The 22,919-nt window shown below is 32.0% G+C and carries 22 protein-coding genes and 1 riboswitch; of the genes, 19 read left to right on the top strand and 3 right to left on the bottom strand.

Annotated features, from left to right (window positions below; genetic code table 11):
• Nucleotides 1–86: 86 nt before the first annotated feature.
• Nucleotides 87–2,030: a TonB-dependent receptor plug domain-containing protein gene (locus Z053_RS0106735; protein ID WP_025664277.1), complete on the bottom strand. Its 1,944-nt coding sequence runs from the start codon at nt 2,028–2,030 to the stop codon at nt 87–89.
• A 78-nt stretch (nt 2,031–2,108) separates the two neighbouring features.
• A riboswitch (cobalamin riboswitch) is annotated at nt 2,109–2,409 on the bottom strand.
• Nucleotides 2,410–2,490: 81 nt separating this feature from the next.
• On the opposite strand from Z053_RS0106735, the gene Z053_RS0106730 reads away from it, so the two are divergent.
• The 7 genes from Z053_RS0106730 to Z053_RS0106700 all read left to right on the top strand — a co-directional run bounded on the left by Z053_RS0106730 (nt 2,491) and on the right by Z053_RS0106700 (nt 8,042).
• Nucleotides 2,491–3,003, top strand: coding sequence for a bifunctional adenosylcobinamide kinase/adenosylcobinamide-phosphate guanylyltransferase (locus Z053_RS0106730; RefSeq protein ID WP_025664276.1), 513 nt, complete (start codon nt 2,491–2,493; stop codon nt 3,001–3,003).
• 12 nt (nt 3,004–3,015) lie between these two features.
• Entirely contained in the window at nt 3,016–4,053 is a 1,038-nt protein-coding gene (gene cobT / locus Z053_RS0106725; protein WP_035095337.1) for a nicotinate-nucleotide--dimethylbenzimidazole phosphoribosyltransferase, read from the top strand.
• Nucleotides 4,054–4,090: 37 nt separating this feature from the next.
• A complete protein-coding gene (locus Z053_RS0106720) occupies nt 4,091–4,468 on the top strand; it encodes a hypothetical protein (protein ID WP_035095335.1) in 378 nt (125 codons plus the stop codon).
• Nucleotides 4,465–5,229, top strand: a complete 765-nt coding sequence (locus tag Z053_RS0106715; RefSeq protein ID WP_025664273.1) for an adenosylcobinamide-GDP ribazoletransferase — start codon at nt 4,465–4,467, stop codon at nt 5,227–5,229. The genes Z053_RS0106720 and Z053_RS0106715 overlap by 4 nt, the downstream gene beginning before the upstream one ends.
• Nucleotides 5,211–5,729, top strand: a complete 519-nt coding sequence (gene cobC, locus Z053_RS28035; protein WP_035095333.1) for an alpha-ribazole phosphatase — start codon at nt 5,211–5,213, stop codon at nt 5,727–5,729. The genes Z053_RS0106715 and cobC overlap by 19 nt, the downstream gene beginning before the upstream one ends.
• 141 nt (nt 5,730–5,870) lie before the next feature.
• The gene (locus Z053_RS0106705; RefSeq protein WP_025664272.1) at nt 5,871–7,010 is read left to right on the top strand and encodes an ABC transporter substrate-binding protein; all 1,140 of its coding nucleotides are present in this window, start codon (nt 5,871–5,873) and stop codon (nt 7,008–7,010) included.
• Nucleotides 7,011–8,042, top strand: coding sequence for a FecCD family ABC transporter permease (locus Z053_RS0106700; RefSeq protein WP_025664271.1), 1,032 nt, complete (start codon nt 7,011–7,013; stop codon nt 8,040–8,042).
• 53 nt (nt 8,043–8,095) lie between these two features.
• On the opposite strand, the gene Z053_RS0106695 is transcribed toward Z053_RS0106700, so the two are convergent.
• Nucleotides 8,096–10,036 (bottom strand): tetratricopeptide repeat-containing sensor histidine kinase, encoded by a 1,941-nt coding sequence (locus Z053_RS0106695; RefSeq protein WP_035095331.1) that lies wholly within the window; start codon nt 10,034–10,036, stop codon nt 8,096–8,098.
• A 308-nt stretch (nt 10,037–10,344) separates the two neighbouring features.
• Between Z053_RS0106695 and Z053_RS0106690 the strand changes: the two genes are divergently transcribed.
• The 3 genes from Z053_RS0106690 (at nt 10,345) to Z053_RS0106680 (ending at nt 13,323) form a co-directional block, all read left to right on the top strand.
• Complete coding sequence (locus tag Z053_RS0106690; protein ID WP_025664269.1) at nt 10,345–10,920, top strand: DUF1572 family protein; 576 nt, start codon at nt 10,345–10,347, stop codon at nt 10,918–10,920.
• 266 nt (nt 10,921–11,186) lie between these two features.
• A complete protein-coding gene (gene dnaN, locus Z053_RS0106685) occupies nt 11,187–12,305 on the top strand; it encodes a DNA polymerase III subunit beta (protein ID WP_025664268.1) in 1,119 nt (372 codons plus the stop codon).
• Nucleotides 12,306–12,414: 109 nt separating this feature from the next.
• The gene (locus Z053_RS0106680) at nt 12,415–13,323 is read left to right on the top strand and encodes a TolB-like translocation protein (RefSeq protein WP_035095329.1); all 909 of its coding nucleotides are present in this window, start codon (nt 12,415–12,417) and stop codon (nt 13,321–13,323) included.
• Nucleotides 13,324–13,357: 34 nt separating this feature from the next.
• Here the strand turns inward: Z053_RS0106680 and Z053_RS0106675 are convergent, their stop codons facing one another.
• Entirely contained in the window at nt 13,358–14,293 is a 936-nt protein-coding gene (locus Z053_RS0106675) for a tol-pal system YbgF family protein (protein ID WP_025664266.1), read from the bottom strand.
• A 314-nt stretch (nt 14,294–14,607) separates the two neighbouring features.
• Here Z053_RS0106675 and Z053_RS0106670 point away from each other — a divergent pair, with 314 nt between their 5' ends.
• The 9 genes from Z053_RS0106670 (at nt 14,608) to Z053_RS0106625 (ending at nt 22,766) form a co-directional block, all read left to right on the top strand.
• Nucleotides 14,608–14,787 carry a hypothetical protein gene (locus Z053_RS0106670; RefSeq protein WP_025664265.1) on the top strand — a complete coding sequence of 60 codons (180 nt, stop codon included), beginning with the start codon at nt 14,608–14,610 and terminating at the stop codon, nt 14,785–14,787.
• A gap of 61 nt (nt 14,788–14,848) precedes the next feature.
• Nucleotides 14,849–15,838 (top strand): grasp-with-spasm system ATP-grasp peptide maturase, encoded by a 990-nt coding sequence (gene gwsG, locus Z053_RS0106665; protein WP_025664264.1) that lies wholly within the window; start codon nt 14,849–14,851, stop codon nt 15,836–15,838.
• Complete coding sequence (locus tag Z053_RS0106660; protein ID WP_025664263.1) at nt 15,826–16,050, top strand: hypothetical protein; 225 nt, start codon at nt 15,826–15,828, stop codon at nt 16,048–16,050. Before gwsG ends, Z053_RS0106660 begins: the two co-directional genes overlap by 13 nt.
• Entirely contained in the window at nt 16,043–17,137 is a 1,095-nt protein-coding gene (gene gwsS, locus Z053_RS0106655) for a grasp-with-spasm system SPASM domain peptide maturase (RefSeq protein WP_025664262.1), read from the top strand. The genes Z053_RS0106660 and gwsS overlap by 8 nt, the downstream gene beginning before the upstream one ends.
• A 20-nt stretch (nt 17,138–17,157) precedes the next feature.
• Nucleotides 17,158–17,928, top strand: a complete 771-nt coding sequence (locus Z053_RS0106650; protein ID WP_025664261.1) for a hypothetical protein — start codon at nt 17,158–17,160, stop codon at nt 17,926–17,928.
• Between the two features lie 226 nt (nt 17,929–18,154).
• Nucleotides 18,155–19,678, top strand: a complete 1,524-nt coding sequence (locus tag Z053_RS0106645) for a M20/M25/M40 family metallo-hydrolase (RefSeq protein ID WP_025664260.1) — start codon at nt 18,155–18,157, stop codon at nt 19,676–19,678.
• A 25-nt stretch (nt 19,679–19,703) separates the two neighbouring features.
• Nucleotides 19,704–20,552: an alpha/beta hydrolase family protein gene (locus Z053_RS0106640; RefSeq protein WP_025664259.1), complete on the top strand. Its 849-nt coding sequence runs from the start codon at nt 19,704–19,706 to the stop codon at nt 20,550–20,552.
• 1,093 nt (nt 20,553–21,645) lie between these two features.
• Complete coding sequence (locus tag Z053_RS0106630; RefSeq protein WP_025664257.1) at nt 21,646–22,056, top strand: GlcG/HbpS family heme-binding protein; 411 nt, start codon at nt 21,646–21,648, stop codon at nt 22,054–22,056.
• A 53-nt stretch (nt 22,057–22,109) separates the two neighbouring features.
• Nucleotides 22,110–22,766 (top strand): fused MFS/spermidine synthase, encoded by a 657-nt coding sequence (locus tag Z053_RS0106625; protein ID WP_025664256.1) that lies wholly within the window; start codon nt 22,110–22,112, stop codon nt 22,764–22,766.
• The last annotated feature ends 153 nt before the right edge of the window (nt 22,767–22,919 follow it).

The raw sequence follows: 22,919 nt of genomic DNA, 5'->3' as shown, positions 1-22,919 counted from the left end.
CTACAGAATAAAAACTATAATCTCTAAAAAAATAAAAACTCCTAAACTATTCGTTTAGGAGTTTTTTGATTAAACCCGGGAAGTATTTAGAATTCTAGAGTAATTCCTACTCTGGCATTTCTACCTTTGGTACTAAATCCTAAAATCTCCTGATAATCTTCATTGGTAATATTATGCATCGCTGCATAAACATTTAGATTTTTTAGTAATCGATGACTAATATAAAAATCTAAAATCCCATAACTATCGAGAGAAACTTGTGTTGGGGCAAAAGTAACCGGGTCTGTATTAGCAAAATCATTATCTATACGCTTAGTATTGTATTGATAGTTTAACGAAGTATATGTTTTTTCTCCTAGTTGATAACCTATACTGGCATTAATCATATGTTTAGGAATTCTAATATTATCATCTAATTTGTCAATATTAGTATATGTATAATTTCCTTTTACAGATAGTTTATCTTCTAACATCAATGTAGACACCTCTACTTCTACTCCATCTACCTTAATATCGTCTTGCGAATTAAAGTTCATAAAAGTAGTAGGGTTAAATGTGATAAAATTTTCTGATTTACGATTAAAATACACTACACTCACTGTAGCTTTCTTCTTATGAGATAATTCTACTCCCCCTTCTATAGTTGTACTCTCTTCTGGTTTAAGATCTGGATTTCCGGTAAGGAATGCAGTATCGTACAATTGAAATAACGACGGCGTAATATATGCTGTACTATACGATGCTAATCCTTTGATATAATTATCTCCAAATGTATGTGTATATGATGGGTTTATATTGTAGACAACATGATTATCATAGGTACTATGAATATTATATCTCGCTCCCACATTTAGATTAAAACCAAAATCTGAAGCGTATACTACATTAATATATGGATCTATTATATCAAACTCTGCATCACTATCACTAATTGTTTCTTCTAGATTTGTTGTACCAAAAGGAATATTTAGTAAGCTAAATTTACTATACGAACCATTAGCTCCAATAACCGTATGTAGCGTATTGTTAAAGGTATATTTATTATATGCATCAAAAGTATGTACATTACCTTCATATTTTGAAGGAAAGCTAGACCTGGTAAGATCTCTTTCTAAAGAAGCAAAACTGTTTGTAAATGTAAAACTTCCCTTAGGATATTTGATCTCCCAAAAAGATCCTGCTCTTAATTGTTGACTTTCAAACCGGTTATCTCCATCGATTCCTGCAGCAGCATCGAAATCATTTTTATATTGATCTAAATTTCCAAAAAAATGAAACCTGAAGTTATCATTCCATCGATATCCTAACTTGGCATATACATTAAATTTAGAAAACGCATCACTTTCTGCTCCTTCGGCCTCTGCTGCCGATAATCCATCACTAAATTGGTTTCCTATACTTGCCAAGTAGTTTACCTTTCCTAAGGTTCCGTTAATCGAAGCCAAGTTTACAAATTCATTAATATCATAATCCTGATCTTCCTGAGATTGATTAGTCCCTATACTAGATTGAAAACTAGCAGCGATTTTTTTCTTACTCTCAGATTTTGTAATAATATTAATTACTGCAGCCGCAGCTCCCGAACCATATAACGTACTCGATGCTCCTTTAAGAATTTCAATTTCCTGTATTTGATTAACAGATAATAATCGTAAATCAAAATCTCCAGAAGAAGTAGAAGGATCACTAACCGTTACCCCATCTACTCTAATCACTACCTGGCGGTTACGCCCTCCTCGTACATAAACTCCAAGATCTTGTCCTGCTGCACTGCCATTACCATTAATAAATAAGCCAGTTGCTCTTGTAAGCACTGTAGCTACCGATTGTCCCTGGCTACGTTCTAGTTCCTTGGCAGTAATTTTAGTAATTACTTTACCACTTTGTTCTCGTTTTAAACTAAACTTAGAGTCAGAAATAACTACCTCGTCTAGTTCGTTAACCTCTTCATCTATTTGGATCTCCTGTCCAAATACAAAAGAAGATCCCAGCATTAAAAATGCGGTTCCAAAAAATACTTTTTTGTTCATTACTTAAACACTTAATTTTTACAATTACCGGAAAAAAGTATGTAGTTTACCCATACCCAAACCTTTGTCCCGAAAGTTTGATTACATCGAATAAAGGCAGGTCTCCTGGCTCGCGTCTTGTTGTTTACCTTCCCGATCGCCATAACGAGCAGTGGTTATAAAGAATTAACAACAAGCATCCTTTTTAATGTGGACACAGCATACAGTTGCGGGAACAGCTCAGGAATATTGATTAACGATGCTAGAGGTTAGAAATACGATTAAAAATTAAAAAATCGTTATTCATATCTCTATTTTCATTTTTCATTGTACCTGATTCCCTTTTAATCCTCAACTCCCATGATTAAGGAGTATCAGAACCAAAATTCTGCGCGAATGTATTATATTTTACCGAATTTCGGATTACTTTAACAAATAAATAATGTATTCGATTACCTTTGCTTTCTTTAAAACCAATTCAATGTTATATTACATTACAGGAGGAGAACGTTCTGGTAAAAGTGGATATGCACAACGTTTGGCATTACAATTATCTGATACTCCTTATTATCTAGCTACTTCACGCGTATGGGATGATGATCATCGCAAACGTATAGATAGGCATATTGCAGATCGCGACGAACGTTGGACTTCTATAGAAGAAGAAAAAGAAATTTCTAAAGTTGTAAAAAAGGATAGCGTCGTTGTAATCGATTGCGTAACTTTGTGGCTTACCAACTACTATATGGATACAAAAAATGATGTCCAACTCTCTCTGGCACAAGCAAAAGCAGAATTTGATAAATTATTAGATATAAATGCGACCATAATTATCATTTCTAATGAAATCGGAATGGGAGTTCATGCTACTACTAAAGTGGGTAGAAAATTTACCGAACTACAGGGTTGGATGAATCAGCATATAGCCAGTCATGCCGATAAAGCAATATTAATGATTTCTGGTATTCCTGTAGAAATCAAAGAACCTAATTAACCAAAAATACGCATGGAATTTACTATAAAACCTATCTTTAACAATAGCCTTGAGGCTACTCTTCAAAACAAAATTAATACTAAAACAAAACCTGTTGGAGCATTGGGGGTACTTGAGACAGTCGCCTTACAAATAGGTATGATCCAAAACACAGACCAACCGAGTTTAAACCAATCTACGATCCTCGTTTTTGCGGGTGATCACGGTATTGCCCAAAAAAGAGAAGTCAACCTTTACCCCCAGGAAGTGACTGCACAAATGGTTTATAACTTTATAAATGAAGGAGCGGCTATAAATGTTTTTTGTAAACAACACCAAATAGCTCTTAAAATAGTAGATGCCGGGGTTAATCACGATTTTGAAAATACTTCTGGCATTATTCATGCAAAAATTGATTATGGTACTCAAAATTATCAGGAAAAACCTGCTATGACCATAGCACAATGTAATGAAGCTATACAAAAAGGTGCTGATTTGGTTGCAGATACATTTAATAATGGTTGCAATACTATAGGTTTTGGCGAAATGGGAATCGGAAATACCTCTGCTGCTTCATTATTAATGTCATATTTCACAGAGATTCCGATAGCAGAATGCGTGGGTTCTGGAACAGGACTGGATACTTCAGCTATTAAAATCAAGCAAAAAATTTTATCTGAAGTTTACCAAACACACACACCTTCTTCTCCTCTTGATGCCTTAACAACTTTTGGTGGATTCGAAATTGCAATGATCACAGGTGCAATTTTAAAAGCAGCAGAACTCAAAATGACTATTATCATCGATGGGTTTATCGTTACTTCTGCTTTGTTAGCTGCACATGCTATGCATCAAAATGTATTAGATTATTGCATATTTGCACATACATCTGAAGAGCAAGGACACCAAAAAATGTATGAGTTTTTAGATAAAAAACCATTGATCAACCTTGGTATGCGCTTAGGAGAAGGAACAGGAGCTGCTGTAGCATATCCTATTATAGAATCCGCAGTTGCTTTTCTTAATACTATGGCTAGTTTTGAAAGTGCTGGAGTTTCTGGTAATAATTAACTGCTCTAAAATACCTAAATTAAAAATATGAAAACATATGAAAAGAGGTGTGTTATCTGTTATTATCGCATGCATAGGTTTTTATTTCATGTATAAAATTAATCTATCGGGACATCATGCATTTTTAGGAATAGAAGAGAATACAGAAATTGCTCCTACAACACAAATTCTTAGCAAGCTATATAAAATTACTACTCTTTGTATAGGATTATTAAGTTTATATTTAGGAGTTATTTCTGCTCTTAAAAAAAATAAAATAGGGATTTTAGGTATCGTATTTTCAATTGTTCTCATTATTTTAGCATGTATACCATTTTCTAAATATCTGCAGAAAAATTCTGCTATTAACACCAATTTTCATGCTAAAAAAGTTACCATCTCTACAAAAATGATAGAAGAAACATACGATTTATGAAAAAGGAAATTCACATCTTTTTTACTGCATTGATGTTTTTTACCCGTATTCCTTGCCCAAAATGGGTAAGTCATGACCCAGAATATTTACATCTTAGCTCCAAGTACTTTCCTCTCGTGGGAATCATTGTCGGAAGTATTGGTGCTATTGTTTTTTATGGAGCTTCTTTTATTTTTTCGGTAGAAATTTCAGTGATTCTATCTATGTTTTCTACCATTTATGCTACAGGTGCATTTCATGAAGATGGATTTGCAGATGTATGTGATGGATTTGGTGGCGGGTGGACCAAAGATAAGATTCTTTTGATCATGAAAGACTCTCGTTTAGGCACTTATGGTACTATTGGGTTATTGTTAATGCTAAGCATAAAATTTGCAGCATTAAGAGAAATAGAAACGTATTACATCCCATTCCTATTAATTTCTGGACATGCCCTAAGCCGTTTTATTGCTACCACCTTAATCTTTACGCATCCTTATGTAAGAGATACAGAGAACAGTAAGGCCAAACCAGCAGCAAAAAGCATGAGTATACATTCATTATTAGTAAGTGGTATATTTGGTATTGCTCCTTTATTTTTCTTCAAAAATCCCATGATATTTCTTACCTTAATCCCAATGTACCTGTCAAAAATGTTCTTAGCAGCCAAATTCAAAAAATGGATTGGTGGTCAAACAGGAGATTGTGCAGGTGCCGTACAACAACTGAGCGAAATTGTATTTTATCTTACGAGCGTAGCATTATGGAAATTTATCTGGTAAGACATACCACCCCAAATATCGAAAAAGGAATTTGCTACGGACAAAGTGATATAGGAATTACAAATACCTTTACTGCCGAAGTAGAAAAAATACATCAATCTATTCCTGTTCATGAAATTACTACTATATATAGCAGTCCATTACAGCGGTGTAAACTATTAGCTCAAACATTCAAAAAAGAAATCATCTACGATCATCGACTTAAAGAGCTAAATTTTGGAGATTGGGAGTTACAGCCTTGGGATGCTATACATAGTTCAGAAATAGATCCCTGGATGAACGATTTTGTAAATGTGCAAGTCCCAAATGGAGAGTCATATATCAAGCTACAAGAACGTATTTTGGATTTTTATACCTCCCTGGATCATATTTCTGAAGAAAAAATTGTGGTAATAACACATGCAGGACCTATGAGGGCATTGCTTGCTAAGCTACAACAAATAGAGCTTAAAGACTCTTTTAGTATCAAGATTGCATACGGAGAAGTATTTAACATCTAATCTGATAAAATTTTAGTAGAAAAAATAATCTAGTCTTAATTTAATATGCTGTAACAGATTTTCTATTACGGCATACGGGTTTAAAATCATTTCGGGATTAAACTTATTCTGATTTACTATTTTTACAAAAAAATGATGCTCATGCGTACTATATTTATCATTTCTTTACTATTCTTATTAAGTTCTTCTTGTAAGAAAACACCAAAAGATACAACTCCACTCACTGTGATGTATCTGGCTCCTCAAAATATTGAGTACGCTTCGGGGTTTACTATTAAAAACCAAGAAAATTATAAAGAGATTAAGGTTTCAACACCCTGGCCAGATGCAAAAGAAGAGCTTACCTATATTTTACACCCAAAGGGAACAGAAAAACCATTTAAATCTCCAAATGCAATATTTATTGAAGTACCTGTAGAAAGAGTCGTTGTGACTTCTACCACAGATATTCCAATGTTGGAGTATATGAATCTTGAAGAGAAGTTAGTAGGATTTCCTCATACAGATTATATCTCTTCTGAGAAAACACGAGCTTTGATTAACAATGGTGCGATTAAAGAACTTGGTGAGGAATGGAATTTAAACACAGAAGTTGTTCTTGAGCTTTCTCCCGAATTAGTTGTTGGGTTTTCTTCCTCTGGAGATACAAAAGCTTATGATCTAATACAAAAAACCGGAATTCCTGTGGTAATTAATGGTTCCTGGTTAGAAGAACACCCCCTAGGTAGGGCAGAATGGATAAAGTTTATGGCAGCTTTCTTTGGTAAAGAAAAAATGGCAGAAGATATCTTTCAAAATATTAAAAAAGAATACAACCAAGCAACTACTTTGGCCAAAAATACAACTTCTTCTCCAACAGTATTATCGGGTAATATGTTTAAGGATGTATGGCATGTTCCTGGCGGAAACAGCTTTGTTGCCAAATTTTTAAAAGATGCAAATACTACATATTTATGGGCAGACAATTCACAAACAGGAAGCCTGACATTAAGTTTTGAAAGTGTACTTGAAAAAGCTCAAAATGCAGAGCTTTGGATAGGATCTGGAAATTCTAAATCACTCGACGAACTAAAAGAAAAAAATCATCGGTATACTTTATTCGATGCCTTTAAAAATAAAGCCGTATATTCTTCAACATTAAAGATGGGTTCAAAAGGAGGGTTAGTATATTATGAATTAGGACCTATGCGGCCAGACTTAATTTTAAAAGATATCATTAAAATTGCTCATCCAGAATTGTTAATCGATTATGAACCCTTTTTTTTCGAAAAACTAAACTAATTGACCCCAACCAAATCATATAAACGTGTTTTTATAAGTATTGTCATACTTCTATTCATTTGTTTTGCTGCAAATATAAGTTTAGGTTCGGTATTTATTCCGTGGTTAGATACGCTAAGTAGTCTGGTAGGCGGAACAGTAGAAAAAGAAGCCTGGAGACATATCATTATCGATTATCGATTACCAAAAGCGATTACTGCCATAATTGTAGGTAGTGGGCTTGGAGTTTCTGGATTACTAATGCAAACCTTGTTTAGAAATCCATTGGCAGGCCCCTTTGTACTGGGTATAAGTTCTGGAGCAAGTCTGGGAGTAGCACTACTTATATTAGGAAGCGCATTTACAGGAGTCGCTGTATCTACTTTTTTAATTTCAAAATGGGGATTGGTTATTGCTGCCAGCTTGGGCAGTATACTTGTATTATTTGCTGTGATGCTCGTTTCTATTAGAGTTAGAGATACAATGGCAATACTTATTATCGGGCTTATGTTCGGAAGCATTACAGCTGCTGTAGTAAGCGTATTGGCCTATTTTGCTCCTGCAGATCAATTACAACGATATATCTTTTGGGGATTTGGGAGCTTAGGTAATTTATCCTGGTACGATGTGCTTATATTTTCTGTAGTAGTAGTATTAGGAATGCTGTTATCCATACTGGCCATAAAACCTTTAAACACATTACTATTGGGAGAAAACTATGCTCGTAGTCTTGGATTAAATATCAAGACAAGTCGTTTTCTAATTATTGTTGCTACGGGATTATTGGCTGGTAGCATTACTGCTTTTACCGGACCAATAGCATTTATTGGTTTAGCTGTTCCTCATCTTACAAGACAATTATTTCATACCTCAGATCATAAAACATTAATTCCTGCCGTAATATTATTAGGTAGTATCATTATGCTGGTGTGTGATAGTATTGCACAGTTACCATCTAGCGAATATACACTTCCTATTAATGCTATTACTTCATTAATAGGTGCTCCTGTAGTCATTTGGCTATTAGTTCGAAAACGAAAAATGTTGTTTTAGACCTCTCCTTATATTTATCCTGGCGATTACCCTCGGACATGGTGCCAAAATATTTATTGCAGTATTGGTATTTCAATAGTAATAATAGTTCCTCTTTTAAGACGCGAATCGACATGCATTACACCTGATAATTTTTGTATCCGACTTTCTATATTTGTTAATCCAATACCTAAAGATGTAACAGAGGTATCAAACCCTTTACCATTGTCTTCAAAAATAATATGAATATAGTTGTCTATAAGATCGATTTGAATTTCAACTTTACGGGCATTAGCATGTTTTATGGTGTTTGTAATGAGTTCCTGAAAAACAGAGAATAATTCATTATGAAATGAATGATCTATTTCATTAATTTTATTTTCTGAATAAGTTGAAATATGAATACTTAATTTACTCGCATTTCCAATATTTTGCATATACTCCTTTAACAACTGTATAAAGTTATTATGTCTAAATTTTTTAGGAATAAGATCATGAGATAGTGTCCTAACTTGCTTATAAGTATCATCAATCTGCTGATAAATAGCATCCATTTTTCTTAAGTTTTCTTTGGCCAAACCAAACTGAAGCTTTATTGCTGCCAGATTCCCCCCTATCCTGTCATGAAGCTCTTGAGCAATACGGTTTCTTTCTTTATCCTGAATACTAATCGAGGTTTTGATCAATTTTAACTCCTGGTCTCTTATTAAAGCTTCTATCTTTTGTTCTCCTATTTCTTTTTCTTTTTTATGCAATAAGTTTTGACTTTTTAATTTTTGATAATATAGGAAAAGTAAACCCGCCAGAGGTATCAAGATTACAACAAACGCATATGTAAGTGTTTGTTTCTGAAATTGTTGTCTTTCTATTTCTAAAACTTTAAGTTCTTGATTCTTTTTTAAAATTGTTATTTCTTTTTCTTTCTTTAATGTCTCATATTCTATTTCCAGCTTAGCTACTTCCTTATCTTTTTGTAGTTTTTTTATAGAATCTTGTATTTGAATCTTTTTCTCTGTATTCTCTAAAGCTTCTTTGTAGTTTTTTTCTTCTAAAGCTATATTTTTCAAACTTTGATATACATATAATTGTTGCTTAAGATATCCTGATTTTTTGGCTATTTCTAATACCTCATTATACCCTTTTTTCGCATTTCTAAAATCCTTCTTCTCTCGATAAATTTCGCAAATATTAAGTATATTATTCAGGATAATTAAAGGGTAATTATATTCTCTCGCAATAGGTAATGATTTATTAAAATAAATGAAAGCTTTATCGTCTTCGTACATATTTAAATACACTACACCAATATTCAATAAAGTAACCGCTATATTTCTATTATTACCTATTGTTTTACGACGCTTCAGTGCCTTTTTATGATAAAATAATGCTTTTTCATAGTTCCCTAACTCCATATAGCACAAAGCAACACCTTCACAATAGTTCGGATCTTCTTTATCTACAACAGTAGATGTTAAAAGTTCTAAAGATTTTGTATAATCACCGTTAAGCTTATAATTCATTGCCAAACTTATAACTAACTTATCCTTAGTATCAGAATCTTTAGTTTTTTGAACAATTTCAATACCTTTTAAAGCCCATTTTTTACTTTCTTCGATTAAGTTTTTATCTCTAGATGCATTCGAAAGAAGTAAATAAAAATATGATAATCGGTTTAGAGATACAGAATCTTCTTTACCCTCTATCAACCCAATAGCTTTTTTTGCATATACCAGCGAAGAATCTGTAGCATATTTGTAATAATGATAATTTGCCAAAACATAATGCGCCAAAACTGTATTACTTTCACTTTTAGTTCTTTTTAATACCTCATGACTTATACTAAAGGCTTTTTCCCGATCCTGGTTTTCTGCCTTCATAAAACTTCTGGCATGTTCAAGCAGTATGCTATCCTTTTTGGCAATCTTTATATCCTCTTTTTCATTTGTCTGGGCTTTTGCAATACTGCATATCATCAACAAAATAAATACAAGTGTAGGTTTTGAAAATATTATCATATGGTATAGTAAATATTTTTATGGGACTTTATAGTATTTTCTCTTCAAAAAGATCAATAGTATCCTTAAAAATAAGGAATTAACTTTTATTCCTATTATCTATCTCTATAGTAAGAGAAATTAAGCATCACAAAAAATGATGTTATTTACAATTACAAACAAGGTTATATGTATTATATTCTTCTGTCTAAAATACCTACACAGAATATCTTACTCGTAATTAACTCGAATCCCAATACTCTGGTTTCGAACAATTAAAAATCAAGTATTAATTTAAAGTTCTATCTTTAAAGTAAAAGTATACAACAATGAAATCATCTGAATATCTAGAAGGAATACAAAAACAGTTTGCTTATTATAAATCTCTGGGGGAAAAAACAATAGATCAAATTCCAGAAGAGAAGCTTTTTTGGCAATATAATAACGAGAGTAATAGTATAGCAATTATTGTAAAGCATCTTTGGGGTAATATGAAATCCAGGTGGACAGATTTTTTAACTACCGATGGGGAAAAAGATTGGAGGCAACGTGATGCAGAATTTGAAAACGATATTGCATCTAAAGAAGACCTTCTAAATAAATGGAACGATGGATGGCAATGCCTTTTTGAAGCATTAGAAAGTATTAATCAAGATAATTTTAACCAACCTATTTATATACGTAACATAGAACATAGTATTACTGAGGCAATCAATAGACAATTGGCACATTATTCATATCATATAGGACAAATCGTATGTATAGGAAAAATGATTGTCGGTGAAGAATGGCAAAGTTTATCTATCCCAAAAGGAAAATCTATAGCTTATAACCAAAAACGCTTTGCTACACCCAAGCATAAAGCACATTATACAGATAAGCTTATGAAAGATGATACCAATTAATTGTCCTGAGTTCATAAAATAGTCAATAACTCTCTTTGGTTTGTTAATAACTATGGTTTTCTCAATACCAAATCCCAAATAGATTACGATTATATTTGCGTAAAACTGTACGTAATTAGTCACACATATATATGAAATTAAGTCATGCCAACTACATTGATTCTTACATACCTCACCGTAGATAAGTTAAAATGATTATTGGCAAATTTCATACTGATCGGTATCAGCATAAATCTGACAACTAAAAAATAATAAAGAAAAAACAGATGAAATTTATAGTATCCAGTTCTTACTTACTTAAGCAACTACAGGTATTAGGAGGGGTAATTAGTAATAGCAATACGTTACCAATTTTAGACAACTTTTTGTTCGAATTAGACAATAATGCACTAACCGTTTCTGCCTCTGATTTAGAGACCACTATGTCTGCAAAGTTAGAAGTAGAATCTTCTGATCAGGGAACTATTGCAGTACCAGCTAAATTATTGTTAGAGACGCTTAAAACTTTTCCTGAGCAACCTTTAACTTTTGTCGCCGCAGATAATAATACAATAGAGATAAGTTCTAATCATGGTAAGTATGCACTGGCCTATGCTAACGGCGAAGAATTTCCTAAAGCAGTAGAATTAGAAGATCCTAGTGCTACCAATTTACTAGGGGATATTTTAGCCACTGCAGTAAGCAAAACTATTTTTGCAACGGGTAATGATGATTTAAGACCAGTAATGAGTGGTGTGTTTTTTCAATTCTCTACAGAAGGCTTAACTTTTGTTGCTACCGACGCTCATAAATTGGTTAAGTATACTCGAGAAGATATTAAAGCTTCTCAATCTGCAGAATTTATTATGCCTAAAAAACCGTTGAACTTACTCAAAGGAATTTTGGCAGGCAGTGATAGTGAAGTATTGATAGAATACAATGAATCTAATGCTAAATTCTCTTTTGATGAAACACAATTAATATGTAGATTAATTGATGGAAAATACCCAAATTATGAAGCGGTAATACCAAAAGAGAACCCTAATAAATTAACGATAGCTCGCACACAGTTTTTAAATTCTGTACGTAGAGTTTCTATTTTCTCTAATAAAACAACTCATCAGATTAGATTAAAGATTGCAGGAGCAGAATTAAATATATCTGCAGAAGATATCGATTATTCTAACAAAGCAGAAGAACGTTTAACATGCGATTATCAAGGTGATGATATGCAGATCGGTTTTAACTCTCGCTTTTTAAGTGAAATGCTAAATAACCTTAACGCAGATGAAGTACAACTAGAAATGTCATTACCAAATAGAGCAGGAATCCTTACTCCAATCGATGGATTAGACGAAGGAGAACATGTAACCATGCTAGTAATGCCAGTGATGTTGAACAACTAAGGTCATAAATAATTATTTGTATCTAAAATTCCAACCATATTGATGTGGTTGGAATTTTGCTTTTTAAAGATGCCGTATAATTTCTTAACTTATTTGCATGATTAAAAACATGAAACAAATTTTAAGTATACTACTTATAATTACAACTGCTTTGAGTTGCAAAAATTCAAATTCGATAGAAAACCATAAAGTGAGGTTTTTGGTAGATCAAATTCCAGATACTACTACTCCTATAGTATTTAAACAAGATCTGGTTCCTAACGATAAAATAATACATAGAGGTGTCTTTTCGCCAAACTTTGAAGAATATTATTATACCATTTCTGATAAAAATTTTAAACAATTTACTATTTATAGTATTCAAAAAATAAATGGAAAATGGGCTATCCCCAAAAAAGCATTTTTTAACAGTGATTATAATGATCACGGAATGAGTTTTTCTTCTGATGGAAAATCGCTTTATTTTAGTTCTACCAGACCCGTTAATATCGAGGGAGTTGCATCTACATGGCATATCTGGAAATCAGAAAAAAAAGATAATGTATGGAGTACTCCAGAATATGTAGATATCCCAAATCTGAGAGATAAGTTAGCATCTCACCCTTCTATCACCGACTCGGGAGTACTTTATTTTCATGTAAGCAATTCAGATTATAGTGAAATGGATATCTATTTATCTAAAGCTGTAAATGGCAAATTTCAAAATGCTCAAAAACTTATAGTTCCTCAGTATGCAAAAGTTGGAAAATGCACTCCTTATATTTCTCCTAAAGAAGATTATATCATCTTTGCCTCTATTGGAAATCAGCTAGATTTAATCATAAGTTTTATGGATAAAAATGGTAAATGGACACACACAAAGAAACTATCTGAAAAAATTAATAATCTTGGACAAGGAAACCCATATATAACACCCGATAATAAGTTTCTCTTTTATGCAACTGGTGATCATATAGAGAAAAATTGGTCTGTAAAGTGGGTAAATATTGCATCCGAATTGAAGAAAAACCAAAACTAATATCTGTTCCTATTACAATAAACCTAAACGAGACTTACTCACCAAAATATCTCGCAAAATCAGATTCTGCTGCAATATATCCAAAAGAGTTTCGTGATTTACCTTTCAGGATTTCTTGTAGGTGTACTTTTGCTTTCTCTTTGTTCCCATTATAAAAAAACCAATTGGCAATCCCATACCGAGTTGCATCATCCTGAGGTGCATCTTTTCCTGTATGTAATGAATCAATCGGAATTATCTTTTTATAGAATTTACACAGATTATAATAACTGGTATTCTCGATAATCGTCATATCATTCGTTATCAAATCTAATAGTTCCTTCGCCCTGTCTTCGTTTCCTATTCTTCTTTGGATCATATATAACCAGTTTGTACTCGAGACTGTATTATCATCATTAGATTTTAAATTTCTACAATTAAGGTAGGCATGATACGCTTTTTTCATATCGTTTTTTAAGTAATATGCCAATCCCAGGTGGTACCATATGTTCCCATGCAGGCTGCTTACTGGGATATTCATAGCGTTAGGTAGCCCATCAGGCTCAATAGTATTTTCCTTTCCTTTTATTAATGTTGTTGCAAACTCTAAATCATGTATTGCTTTATCAAATTCTCTTATAGAAATATAACGGTGCCCTCTATGCCTGTATAACCGAGCTTCATTAGGGTATTTTTTAATTCCATTAGAGTAAATTTCTATAGCTTCTTTATACTTCCCTAAATATGCAGTTCTTCTTCCATACCAAATGATATTATCTATATTGGTTGAATCTGTAAGAAAATCCTGTTTTGCTTTCTCATATTGATTGTTCATCTTTTGCAAAAGTGTTGTAACAGGATCTTTTTTATCTACTGCCTCTACAGCAGGCTTTTCTTCCTTTTTTATAACTTCTGGTGTTTTTTCATCTTTACAAGAAAAACACAATGCTAATACAAATGAAGAAACCAAGATTAACTTATGAATATGCATAGCCTAAATGATTTAATTTAAATCGAATATAAGAAAACTTATTAAGGTTATTTAAAATAACAAAACTCACATAATATTAAAAAATCAAAAATTCTTAATGATATCACAAATGTGGTTTAACCGTATCCAATCTTTTTTAAAACCTCTTATATTTGAATGTTTGATTTTCAAATCATTACACAAGAAAAAGACATTAGTCGATCATTCTGAAAATTTACCCCACAACACTAGTTAAAGCAATAAATTTTAGTTAAAAAAGGCGTAACCTGAAAAGCCTAAAATAGAGTAGGGACTTACTTTTAAAACCTTTAATTATGAAATTAGAAGATTTCAAATTCGGTGAAAAACTTGAAAGAAAACAATTAGCAAAAATTGCTAAAGGTGGTGGGACCTCATCAAACGGTCATACAACTGCAACTACAGGAAATGATGCCGATAGTGTGAATGGGGATTTAGATGATGGGAAGCCAGAAAAACCTGTTATCTCAGCGTAATCTAATTAAATTAATACCTGCTTTGTTTGTTTAACAAAGCAGGTATTAAAATAATAAAGGAATGATTCTAATTTTAAGTATAAAGTATGATGGTACTACAACAGATGTAATGCAATGGCTTCATTATTTTGGAAAAAAGGTATTAAGACTAAATGTAGAAAATAATAGAGTTAAGTTGGTATACTTTTCAATGGATACCGATGATATTATTATTGATGTAGATGGTGAAACTTATAACCTGAAAAATGTAGATGCAATCTGGTATAGAAAATCAGGTATGGCTATTTTTGTTGAAAATTTGTCTAAACAAATTATAAAATCAGCCTTTGGAGAGGATCAGGAGTTAGAGTTATCTGTCTCTAAAAACCTTACCAATGAGACAAGAACCATTTCAGAATATCTACATTTCTTTTTGGAAACAAAAAAGAAATTAGGAAGCAGGTTTAATGCAAACTTAAATAAGCTAATTGTATTACATAAAGCCAAAGAATTAGGATTAAATATCCCATCAACATTTATCACCAACAATAAGGAAGGTCTTTCAACAATACTTGACAAATCCAAGGAAGGGATAATTACCAAAGCATTAAGTAATGGTATTTATACTTTTTCAGAAAAAAAAGCTTATTATTCATATACCGAAGAGATTCAAAAAGATGATATCCAAGGTTTTATTCCAAACAACTTCTTTCCATCTCTAATTCAAACCAAAATAGATAAAAAATATGAATTAAGGATTTTTTATTTAAAAGGTGAGTTTTATTCTATGGCTATCTTCTCACAAAATGATAAACAAACCGAGGTAGATTTCAGAAAATACAATCATGAAAAACCTAACAGAAATGTTCCTTTTATCATAGATGATCATATAGCAAATAAATTGACAAAACTATTAGATTTTTTCAAGTTGGATACTGGTTCGATTGATATGATTGTTGATAAAAATAACAACTATATTTTTCTTGAAATAAATCCTGTTGGGCAATTTGGTATGACATCAAGACCATGTAACTATAATTTAGAAAAAAAAGTAGCAGAATGTTTGAAATAAAAGAATATAAAATAGCAAAAGAAAGTTCTAAAACATTTCCTTTAGGATATAACTTTATAAAATATAATCATTTATCAGTTCCAAAAAGTGAAGAGTATTACGTTATAAAAATTAAAAGATACAATTCAGAAATGGGGCCATACAGATCAACAAAACCTATTTCCAAAATTTTTGATTTTACTCCAATACAAAAAGAATTGAAGAATGAATAATGATCAATACTTTTATTTATTTGCCGATTGTATTCCGGTAAAAGGAGCTACGAGATCAGTAATTTGTGATCTGGGTAGAACAGAAATTCATTTTATCCCAAATTCTTTATACTCAATATTGTTAGAAACAAGAAAATACACTTATACTGATTTAATTAAAAAATTAAATCTTAACAAAGATGACAATAAACTCAAAGAATATTTCAAATTCTTGATAGATAGCGAATTAGGCACTTGGGTTGATGATATTGAAAAATTTCCCGAAATAGATACTAAATGGGAATCACCGTCGCTTATTTCTAATGCTATAATTGATGTAAGGTATATCATACACGACTTTGATAATATTTTTAGGCAATTAGCTGATTTGGGATGCGAAGATGTACAAATACGATTTTATGAAACAGCTAGTTATGAATTGATCGATTCTATTATGGGGTATTTAAAATCTAGTTCAATAAAATCGGTAGAATTCTTAATTAAATATAGTGATACGGTTAATAACATTAAGCAATTAATGCTTTTAACAAAAAAACATCCTAGAATAAGTATCTTATGCATCCATAGTTCGCCAAATAATAAAGTAGTATCGCATGAAGATTTCGTAACACTTGATGGGATGGGCAGGATTTATTTCATTAAAGAAATAATTGGTTCATCAAAATCTTGTGGTCAAATTAATCATCTTTCATTTTCTTATGAGAGTCTTCATGATTTTTTCGAAAACACTAAATTCAATGGCTGCTTAAACGGAAAAATATCTATTGATGAAAATGGTGAAATCAGAAACTGCCCCTCACTAAATAAAAGTTTCGGCAATGTTAAACAATCACCTTTAAAAGAAGTTTTAGCTAATCAAAAAGCTAAAGAATATTGGAATATTTCTAAAGATCAAATAGAATCATGTAAAGATTGTGAATTTAGGTATATATGTACCGATTGTAGAGCGTACATCGAGAATCCTGATAATATTTATTCTAAACCTTTAAAATGCGGATACAACCCATATACTAATGAATGGGAACCCTGGAGTAATAATCCATTAAAGAAAAAAGCAATTAAATACTATGAGCTAAACCATCTATAGAATTACAAAAAAGTTAGCAAATGAAACATCACTTTTACTTATTAATTTCTATTTTGCTTATTAGCTGCAAAAGCAAAACATCTGGCTATGAAAAAAAAACTTTAAATAATAATTCTATCTCAAAAGAGAAAATATTAAAACACTTAGCTAATCGTAATGATTCAACTACTTGGAATAATGAACTACTCCAAAGTGATTTATCTCGAAATACCAAGAAAAATGGCCCATTCGAATATGGTGTTTTCCCTGTTCCTAGCTATAATTTAATTGGTGAAGGTAGTTTTACGGGTTTGGGTAACTATGGATATACCGGAGCTCAAGGATATTTTAAGAAAGTAAAAGATAAAAAAATATTGTTTAATAGTTTTTTTGTGATGAAGAATACATTAAATGATATACATATTGATGAAAAAGAAAACCTAATCTTCTTCCAAATAATTGTACTTACCGATTATATAGATTCTCAAAATTTCACTCACTTAGGAAGTGAAATTATTTCAAGAAATCATCCTGATTATATTGGGCAAGGTTTTTATAAAACAAAAAATAATAAAATAGATTACGTCGCATTTTTAACACATGATCAAAATTCCTATGCTATTATAAATACAAGGATTTTTGACCTAAAATATGGAAAAACTATTCTAATAGCCCCACAAAAAGATAAATCATTACGTTCAATGCAAATAATGTCTCCCAAACTATCTAGTAAAGAAATTGATGAGTATACAGATATACTACTTCATAAAACAGAAGTTATTGAATTCTTTACGAATAAAGAAAATATCTAAACGTTAAAACTATTGTTTTAGAAACCAATTTAAAAACTCCTCAGCTTAAGGTAATTAAGAAAATAAACGGTTAAAGAGATATCTGATTGATAATAGTATAAGTATTTTAAAATCTCTCCTCATATTTTGTTTACAAAACTTGTTAAGGTTATTTAAAATAAAAATAGCTATTCTAATCTTTTATATACATTTACAATTATCGGTAACATCTAATTCTTCTACGCATATGATTATAACTCGATGTATCATTACAACTACTCTACTTTTTCTCACCTTCTCCTCTACTGCGCAATCGTTACATGACAGTGAATTGGATAAACTTTCACTCACCTATGCCAAGAATTCTTTTAATGAATTGATAGAACTTTTGAGTTTACCCAATGATGCTCACTATCCAAAGGATATAGCAAAAAATATAGAGTGGTGTGAAAAAGCATTTAAAGACCGTGGATTTACATCCAAACGCCTTATAACAGAGAAAATTCCTTTACTACTCGCCAATAGGCAACATAAGAATGCAAAAAAAACCGTGTTAGTCTACCTTCAAATAGATGGGCAACCTGTTGATACAACCAAATGGTTTCAGGAAAACCCATATAAAGCAGTACTAAAAGAACAAGATAATGCTGGAAAATGGAATACCATCCCATTACATAAATTAACTGGTAAGATTAATCCCGACTGGAGAATTTTTGCCAGATCAACGTCTGATGCCAAAGGGCCTGTTGTTATGTTTCTAAAAGCGATGGATATTATTAATAAATTTGAGTATGAGCCTAATTATAACATTAAAGTCATTATGGATTTTGAGGAAGAAATTAGTTCTCCCAGGTTACCCAAAGCCGTATTAGACTATAAAGAAGAATTGGCCTCGGATATGCTTGTCATTTTTGATGGTCCAAGGCATATTTCTAATCAACCCACATTAGTATATGGAGCAAGAGGAATAACAACATTATCTCTCGAGGTTTTTGGTCCCAAAGCACCACAACATAGTGGTCATTATGGTAATTATGTTCCCAATCCGGCATTACGTCTTGCTCAACTATTAGGTTCGATGATGCAAGAAGACGGAAGAGTTGCCATACCTGGTTGGTATGATGGAATTGAAATGTCTGAGGAAACAAAAAAAATCTTAAGTCAAGTACCTGATGATGAAAAAATGATTAGAAAAAAGCTTGGGATAGCTTCAATAGATAACATAGCAAATACATATCAAGAATCTATACAATACCCTTCTTTAGGAATTCTTGGATTACAATCGGGTTGGGTAGGCAATAAAACAAGAACAATAATCCCCTCTAGTGCTATCGCCGAAATGAATATAAGACTTGTTAAAGAAACCAATGCACAACATATGGTTGATATGGTGAGACAACATATTTTGGATCAGGGATATCATATTATAGATAGTATCCCTACTGAAGATGAGCGGATGAAATATTCAAAAATTATTCGTTTTAATTATCAAATTGCCTATGATGCTTTTAGAACCGATTTTAATACTGAAATAGGGAAATGGTTAAGAAAGGCATTGACAAGAGCTTTTGGCAAACCTCCTATACAAATTCGTACTGGCGGAGGCTCTATTCCCATTTCACCTTTTGTAAATACTTTAAATATTCCCGCTGTTATTGTCCCTACCGTAAACAAGGATAACAACCAACATAGCCCTAATGAAAATATTAGGCTTGGCAATTATATTGAAGGTATTAAAACGATTACAGCAATATTAACACAAAAACTGTAATACTACATTAACCAAATACTCATATATGATTAGTATTCCTGCCATAGATAATTATTCCTTATCAGGAAAGGTATACCCATGCGAAGGGATCATCAATAAAAACAAAGTACTGATTATTAATTCTGCTACAGCTGTAGATAAAAAATTATATCATCACTATGCTGCTTACATGGCAAAAAATGGATATCAGGTAATTACCTATGACTATAGAGGAATTGCAAGTTCTAGACCTAAAAAACTTAGTGGTTTTAAAGCTTCTTTTACAGATTGGGGGCAAAAAGATTTTTCTGGAGTAATCGATTATGCTAAAAAAAAGTTTCCAAATCACAAAATAGTAACTCTTGGCCATAGCATTGGAGGAACAATTATTGGGATGACCGAAAAGAGTACTGAAATTAGTGGAATTATTAATATTGGAGCGCAGACAGCATATTATAAAGATTGGTCTAAGAAACAGAGAACCAAAATTTATTTTTTATGGCATATTGTTTTTCCCATGATTACAAATCTATTTGGTTATTTCCCCGGAAAAAAGTTGGGATTACTAGAAGACGTTCCTAAAGGTGTAATCGAACAATGGAACAATCGAAGACGACATGCCGATATGAAAAAACAAATGGAAGCTATTGGTATTACTTTTTATTATGATACCTGCACATCAAAACTTCTTACTCTAGGTGTAGAAGATGATCCTATCGGGACAAGACCTGCCATTACCAGAATACATGATCTATTTGAGAAGTCTGATAAAGAAATCAAAATGATACAACTACATGAGATTCCGACAGATAAAATAGGACATTTTGGTTTTTTTAGTAGGAAATTTAAACATACCCTCTGGGCAAAAACTTTAATCTGGTTTGATGCCATATAAGTCAACCCATTCTACATAATTCTTATATCGACTTCTCTTTACAGATGATATAGTCTTACTATTAATTCTAAAAGGATAAATCAAATATTAAAAAAAGAGAACGAACAATGATGTTCGTTCTCTTTATATGTACTATGCAAAGATACAGTAGCCATTAGGACGACAGTAGCCCGGTTCGCAGAACCCTCCTCCGGGAGGACCTACCCGACAACCTCTTCCAGTTGGGCAGCATCTAGCCCATCTCATACTCGACCCTGTGATAGTTTGTTGTTGTTCTTTGCTGAGTTTTGTGACTCCAGCTAAATTAAGAATGCTTTTCATTGTGTATATATTTAAATTTATATCACCTAAATTTAATGTAAATTACTGATAACCAAATACGTGAATTACACAAACAAATTGAGGTTTTGCATGATTTACATAGGGTTAAAACTTTCTAAAACAACAGTATACACTCTTAAAAAGCCGATAACAGTATCAAAAAAAACATTGTTATGTTTCATATAGGAAAAGTAAACGAAATGTTCACTAAAAAAGCAGATTACCCTTAGATAATAAATGAGAAAAGGATAAGCATATGTTTATCCTTTTCTCATTTATTATTTTTCATTTACTAATGAAATATACAGACACCAGTAGGAAGGCAAAAGCCTGGTTCACAAAAATTTAATCCTGGAATGCGACAACCTTTTCCACTTGGGCAACACCAACCCTGTCTTGTACTAGATCCTATAATATCTTGTTGTTGTTCTTTACTAAGTTTTGTAACTCCTGTTACATTAAGAATTTTTTTCATCGTGTAAATATTTTTAAATTAATACAAACCTAAATTAATGTAAATCAACAGTATACACCCATTAAGATCAAGCAAATAAACTAAGGTTTTCGGCTTGATTAAATGATTTATAGTTGATTTTCAACCTATTCAAAAGTGTGAGGTATTATTATGTATGGGTACCGTAAAAACAAAAAAATGGGCAAAACTCCTAAACAATACTAATTAGATTTAAATCTAATAATCTTTTCTTTTCTAGATCATAAAATTAAACATTTAGCTTTATTTTTGAATCGCAATTTTACAAACAAAACAATAATGAACATCACTCTAGAACAAGCAGAAAAAATCATTACCATTGCAAAGGAAAAAGCGATCGCTATACATACACAAATGAATATTGCAATAGTAGATTCTGGTGCAAATCTTATTGCCTTTGCACGTATGGATCAGGCCTGGATAGGTTCTATTGATATTTCAATTAAAAAAGCAAGAACGGCTTGTCTTTTTGGTAAAAATACTGGTGTTATCGGGGAGCTTTCACAACCTGGAGGTCCTTTATATAATATAGAACATTCTAATGGCGGGCTAATTACTTTTCCTGGGGGTGTTCCTATTAAAAACAATTCGGGAACTATAATAGGAGCTATTGGAGTAAGTGGTAGTAGCATAGAAAACGATCATGCGGTAGCCGAAGCTGGTATTACAGCACTAGGTATGTATGCTTAAAGACAATATCGATCGCGAGGCATTAAATAACCAGGTTTTACGTACAGAAATACATGAAGAGATTATTAAGTTATCTATGGCCATTCACCAAAGAGGTTTCCTCACAAATTAATGGAACATTAGAACTCACATGGATAAATGGTAAAAAAGTACTGGATAGTCAAAATGCAAATTACTCCTACGGATCGCTACAAAAATTACTTAGTTACGGACTTTCACTAATAGATATTTCTGCTAATAGCGAAATTCTTTTACTAGGACTTGGCGGTGGGAGTGTAATAGAACCTCTTAGAAATACATTTGACCATCAAGGAAAAATTACCGCTGTAGAAATTGATGAAGTAGTTATCGAAATTGCTAAAAATGAATTTAATATAACCAATAATCACAATCTCGAAATCATTTGTGAAGATGCTTTTTTCTATGTTGGTCGTTGTGCATCACAATTTGAAATTATAATCATCGATATTTTTATCGATAATCAAGTCCCTCAGCAGTTTTATGAAAATCAATTCTGGAAAAACCTTATTCCCTTATTAAAACCTGAAGGACAAATCGTGTTTAATGCTGGAATTAATTTGAAGGAAAACATCAAAATCGATTCTCTTACATCTATGGTTAAGCCCGATATAGAATTTTCACAACACAATCAAGTTCAAGGAACCAACACACTGTTAATCGGGAAGAAAAAATCAAGAGATAAAGATTAAAAACTACGGTATACTTTTTACGAATTCGATATATTCTTAATCTGAAACGGTACAGATCTTAGAAATATTCTGTTTTCCTACTCTTAAAATACGATAACAACATTTTCCCAGAAAACAGGGTATTCTCGTATAGCATTTATGTATTACATTTAT

This window comes from Aquimarina megaterium XH134, assembly GCF_000520975.1.
Classification (GTDB): Bacteria; Bacteroidota; Bacteroidia; order Flavobacteriales; family Flavobacteriaceae; genus Aquimarina; species Aquimarina megaterium.
Note: the sequence above shows the minus strand (reverse complement) of the source record. Positions and strands in the feature narration are given on the sequence as shown.

What these genes read in the sequence shown, in the direction of transcription:
- Z053_RS0106660 (WP_025664263.1), top strand. Translation starts at nt 15,826, where the DNA reads ATGTTTGAAATAAAAGAATATAAAATAGCAAAAGAAAGTTCTAAAACA.
- Z053_RS0106715 (WP_025664273.1), top strand. Translation starts at nt 4,465, where the DNA reads ATGAAAAAGGAAATTCACATCTTTTTTACTGCATTGATGTTTTTTACC.
- Z053_RS0106720 (WP_035095335.1), top strand. Translation starts at nt 4,091, where the DNA reads ATGAAAAGAGGTGTGTTATCTGTTATTATCGCATGCATAGGTTTTTAT.
- Z053_RS0106630 (WP_025664257.1), top strand. Translation starts at nt 21,646, where the DNA reads ATGAACATCACTCTAGAACAAGCAGAAAAAATCATTACCATTGCAAAG.
- Z053_RS0106680 (WP_035095329.1), top strand. Translation starts at nt 12,415, where the DNA reads ATGAAACAAATTTTAAGTATACTACTTATAATTACAACTGCTTTGAGT.
- Z053_RS0106650 (WP_025664261.1), top strand. Translation starts at nt 17,158, where the DNA reads ATGAAACATCACTTTTACTTATTAATTTCTATTTTGCTTATTAGCTGC.
- Z053_RS0106645 (WP_025664260.1), top strand. Translation starts at nt 18,155, where the DNA reads ATGATTATAACTCGATGTATCATTACAACTACTCTACTTTTTCTCACC.
- Z053_RS0106695 (WP_035095331.1), bottom strand. Translation starts at nt 10,036, where the DNA reads ATGATAATATTTTCAAAACCTACACTTGTATTTATTTTGTTGATGATA.
- Z053_RS0106670 (WP_025664265.1), top strand. Translation starts at nt 14,608, where the DNA reads ATGAAATTAGAAGATTTCAAATTCGGTGAAAAACTTGAAAGAAAACAA.
- Z053_RS0106625 (WP_025664256.1), top strand. Translation starts at nt 22,110, where the DNA reads ATGAAGAGATTATTAAGTTATCTATGGCCATTCACCAAAGAGGTTTCC.
- cobC (WP_035095333.1), top strand. Translation starts at nt 5,211, where the DNA reads ATGGAAATTTATCTGGTAAGACATACCACCCCAAATATCGAAAAAGGA.
- Z053_RS0106675 (WP_025664266.1), bottom strand. Translation starts at nt 14,293, where the DNA reads ATGCATATTCATAAGTTAATCTTGGTTTCTTCATTTGTATTAGCATTG.
- cobT (WP_035095337.1), top strand. Translation starts at nt 3,016, where the DNA reads ATGGAATTTACTATAAAACCTATCTTTAACAATAGCCTTGAGGCTACT.
- Z053_RS0106735 (WP_025664277.1), bottom strand. Translation starts at nt 2,030, where the DNA reads ATGAACAAAAAAGTATTTTTTGGAACCGCATTTTTAATGCTGGGATCT.
- gwsG (WP_025664264.1), top strand. Translation starts at nt 14,849, where the DNA reads ATGATTCTAATTTTAAGTATAAAGTATGATGGTACTACAACAGATGTA.
- dnaN (WP_025664268.1), top strand. Translation starts at nt 11,187, where the DNA reads ATGAAATTTATAGTATCCAGTTCTTACTTACTTAAGCAACTACAGGTA.
- Z053_RS0106705 (WP_025664272.1), top strand. Translation starts at nt 5,871, where the DNA reads ATGCGTACTATATTTATCATTTCTTTACTATTCTTATTAAGTTCTTCT.
- gwsS (WP_025664262.1), top strand. Translation starts at nt 16,043, where the DNA reads ATGAATAATGATCAATACTTTTATTTATTTGCCGATTGTATTCCGGTA.
- Z053_RS0106730 (WP_025664276.1), top strand. Translation starts at nt 2,491, where the DNA reads ATGTTATATTACATTACAGGAGGAGAACGTTCTGGTAAAAGTGGATAT.
- Z053_RS0106640 (WP_025664259.1), top strand. Translation starts at nt 19,704, where the DNA reads ATGATTAGTATTCCTGCCATAGATAATTATTCCTTATCAGGAAAGGTA.
- Z053_RS0106690 (WP_025664269.1), top strand. Translation starts at nt 10,345, where the DNA reads ATGAAATCATCTGAATATCTAGAAGGAATACAAAAACAGTTTGCTTAT.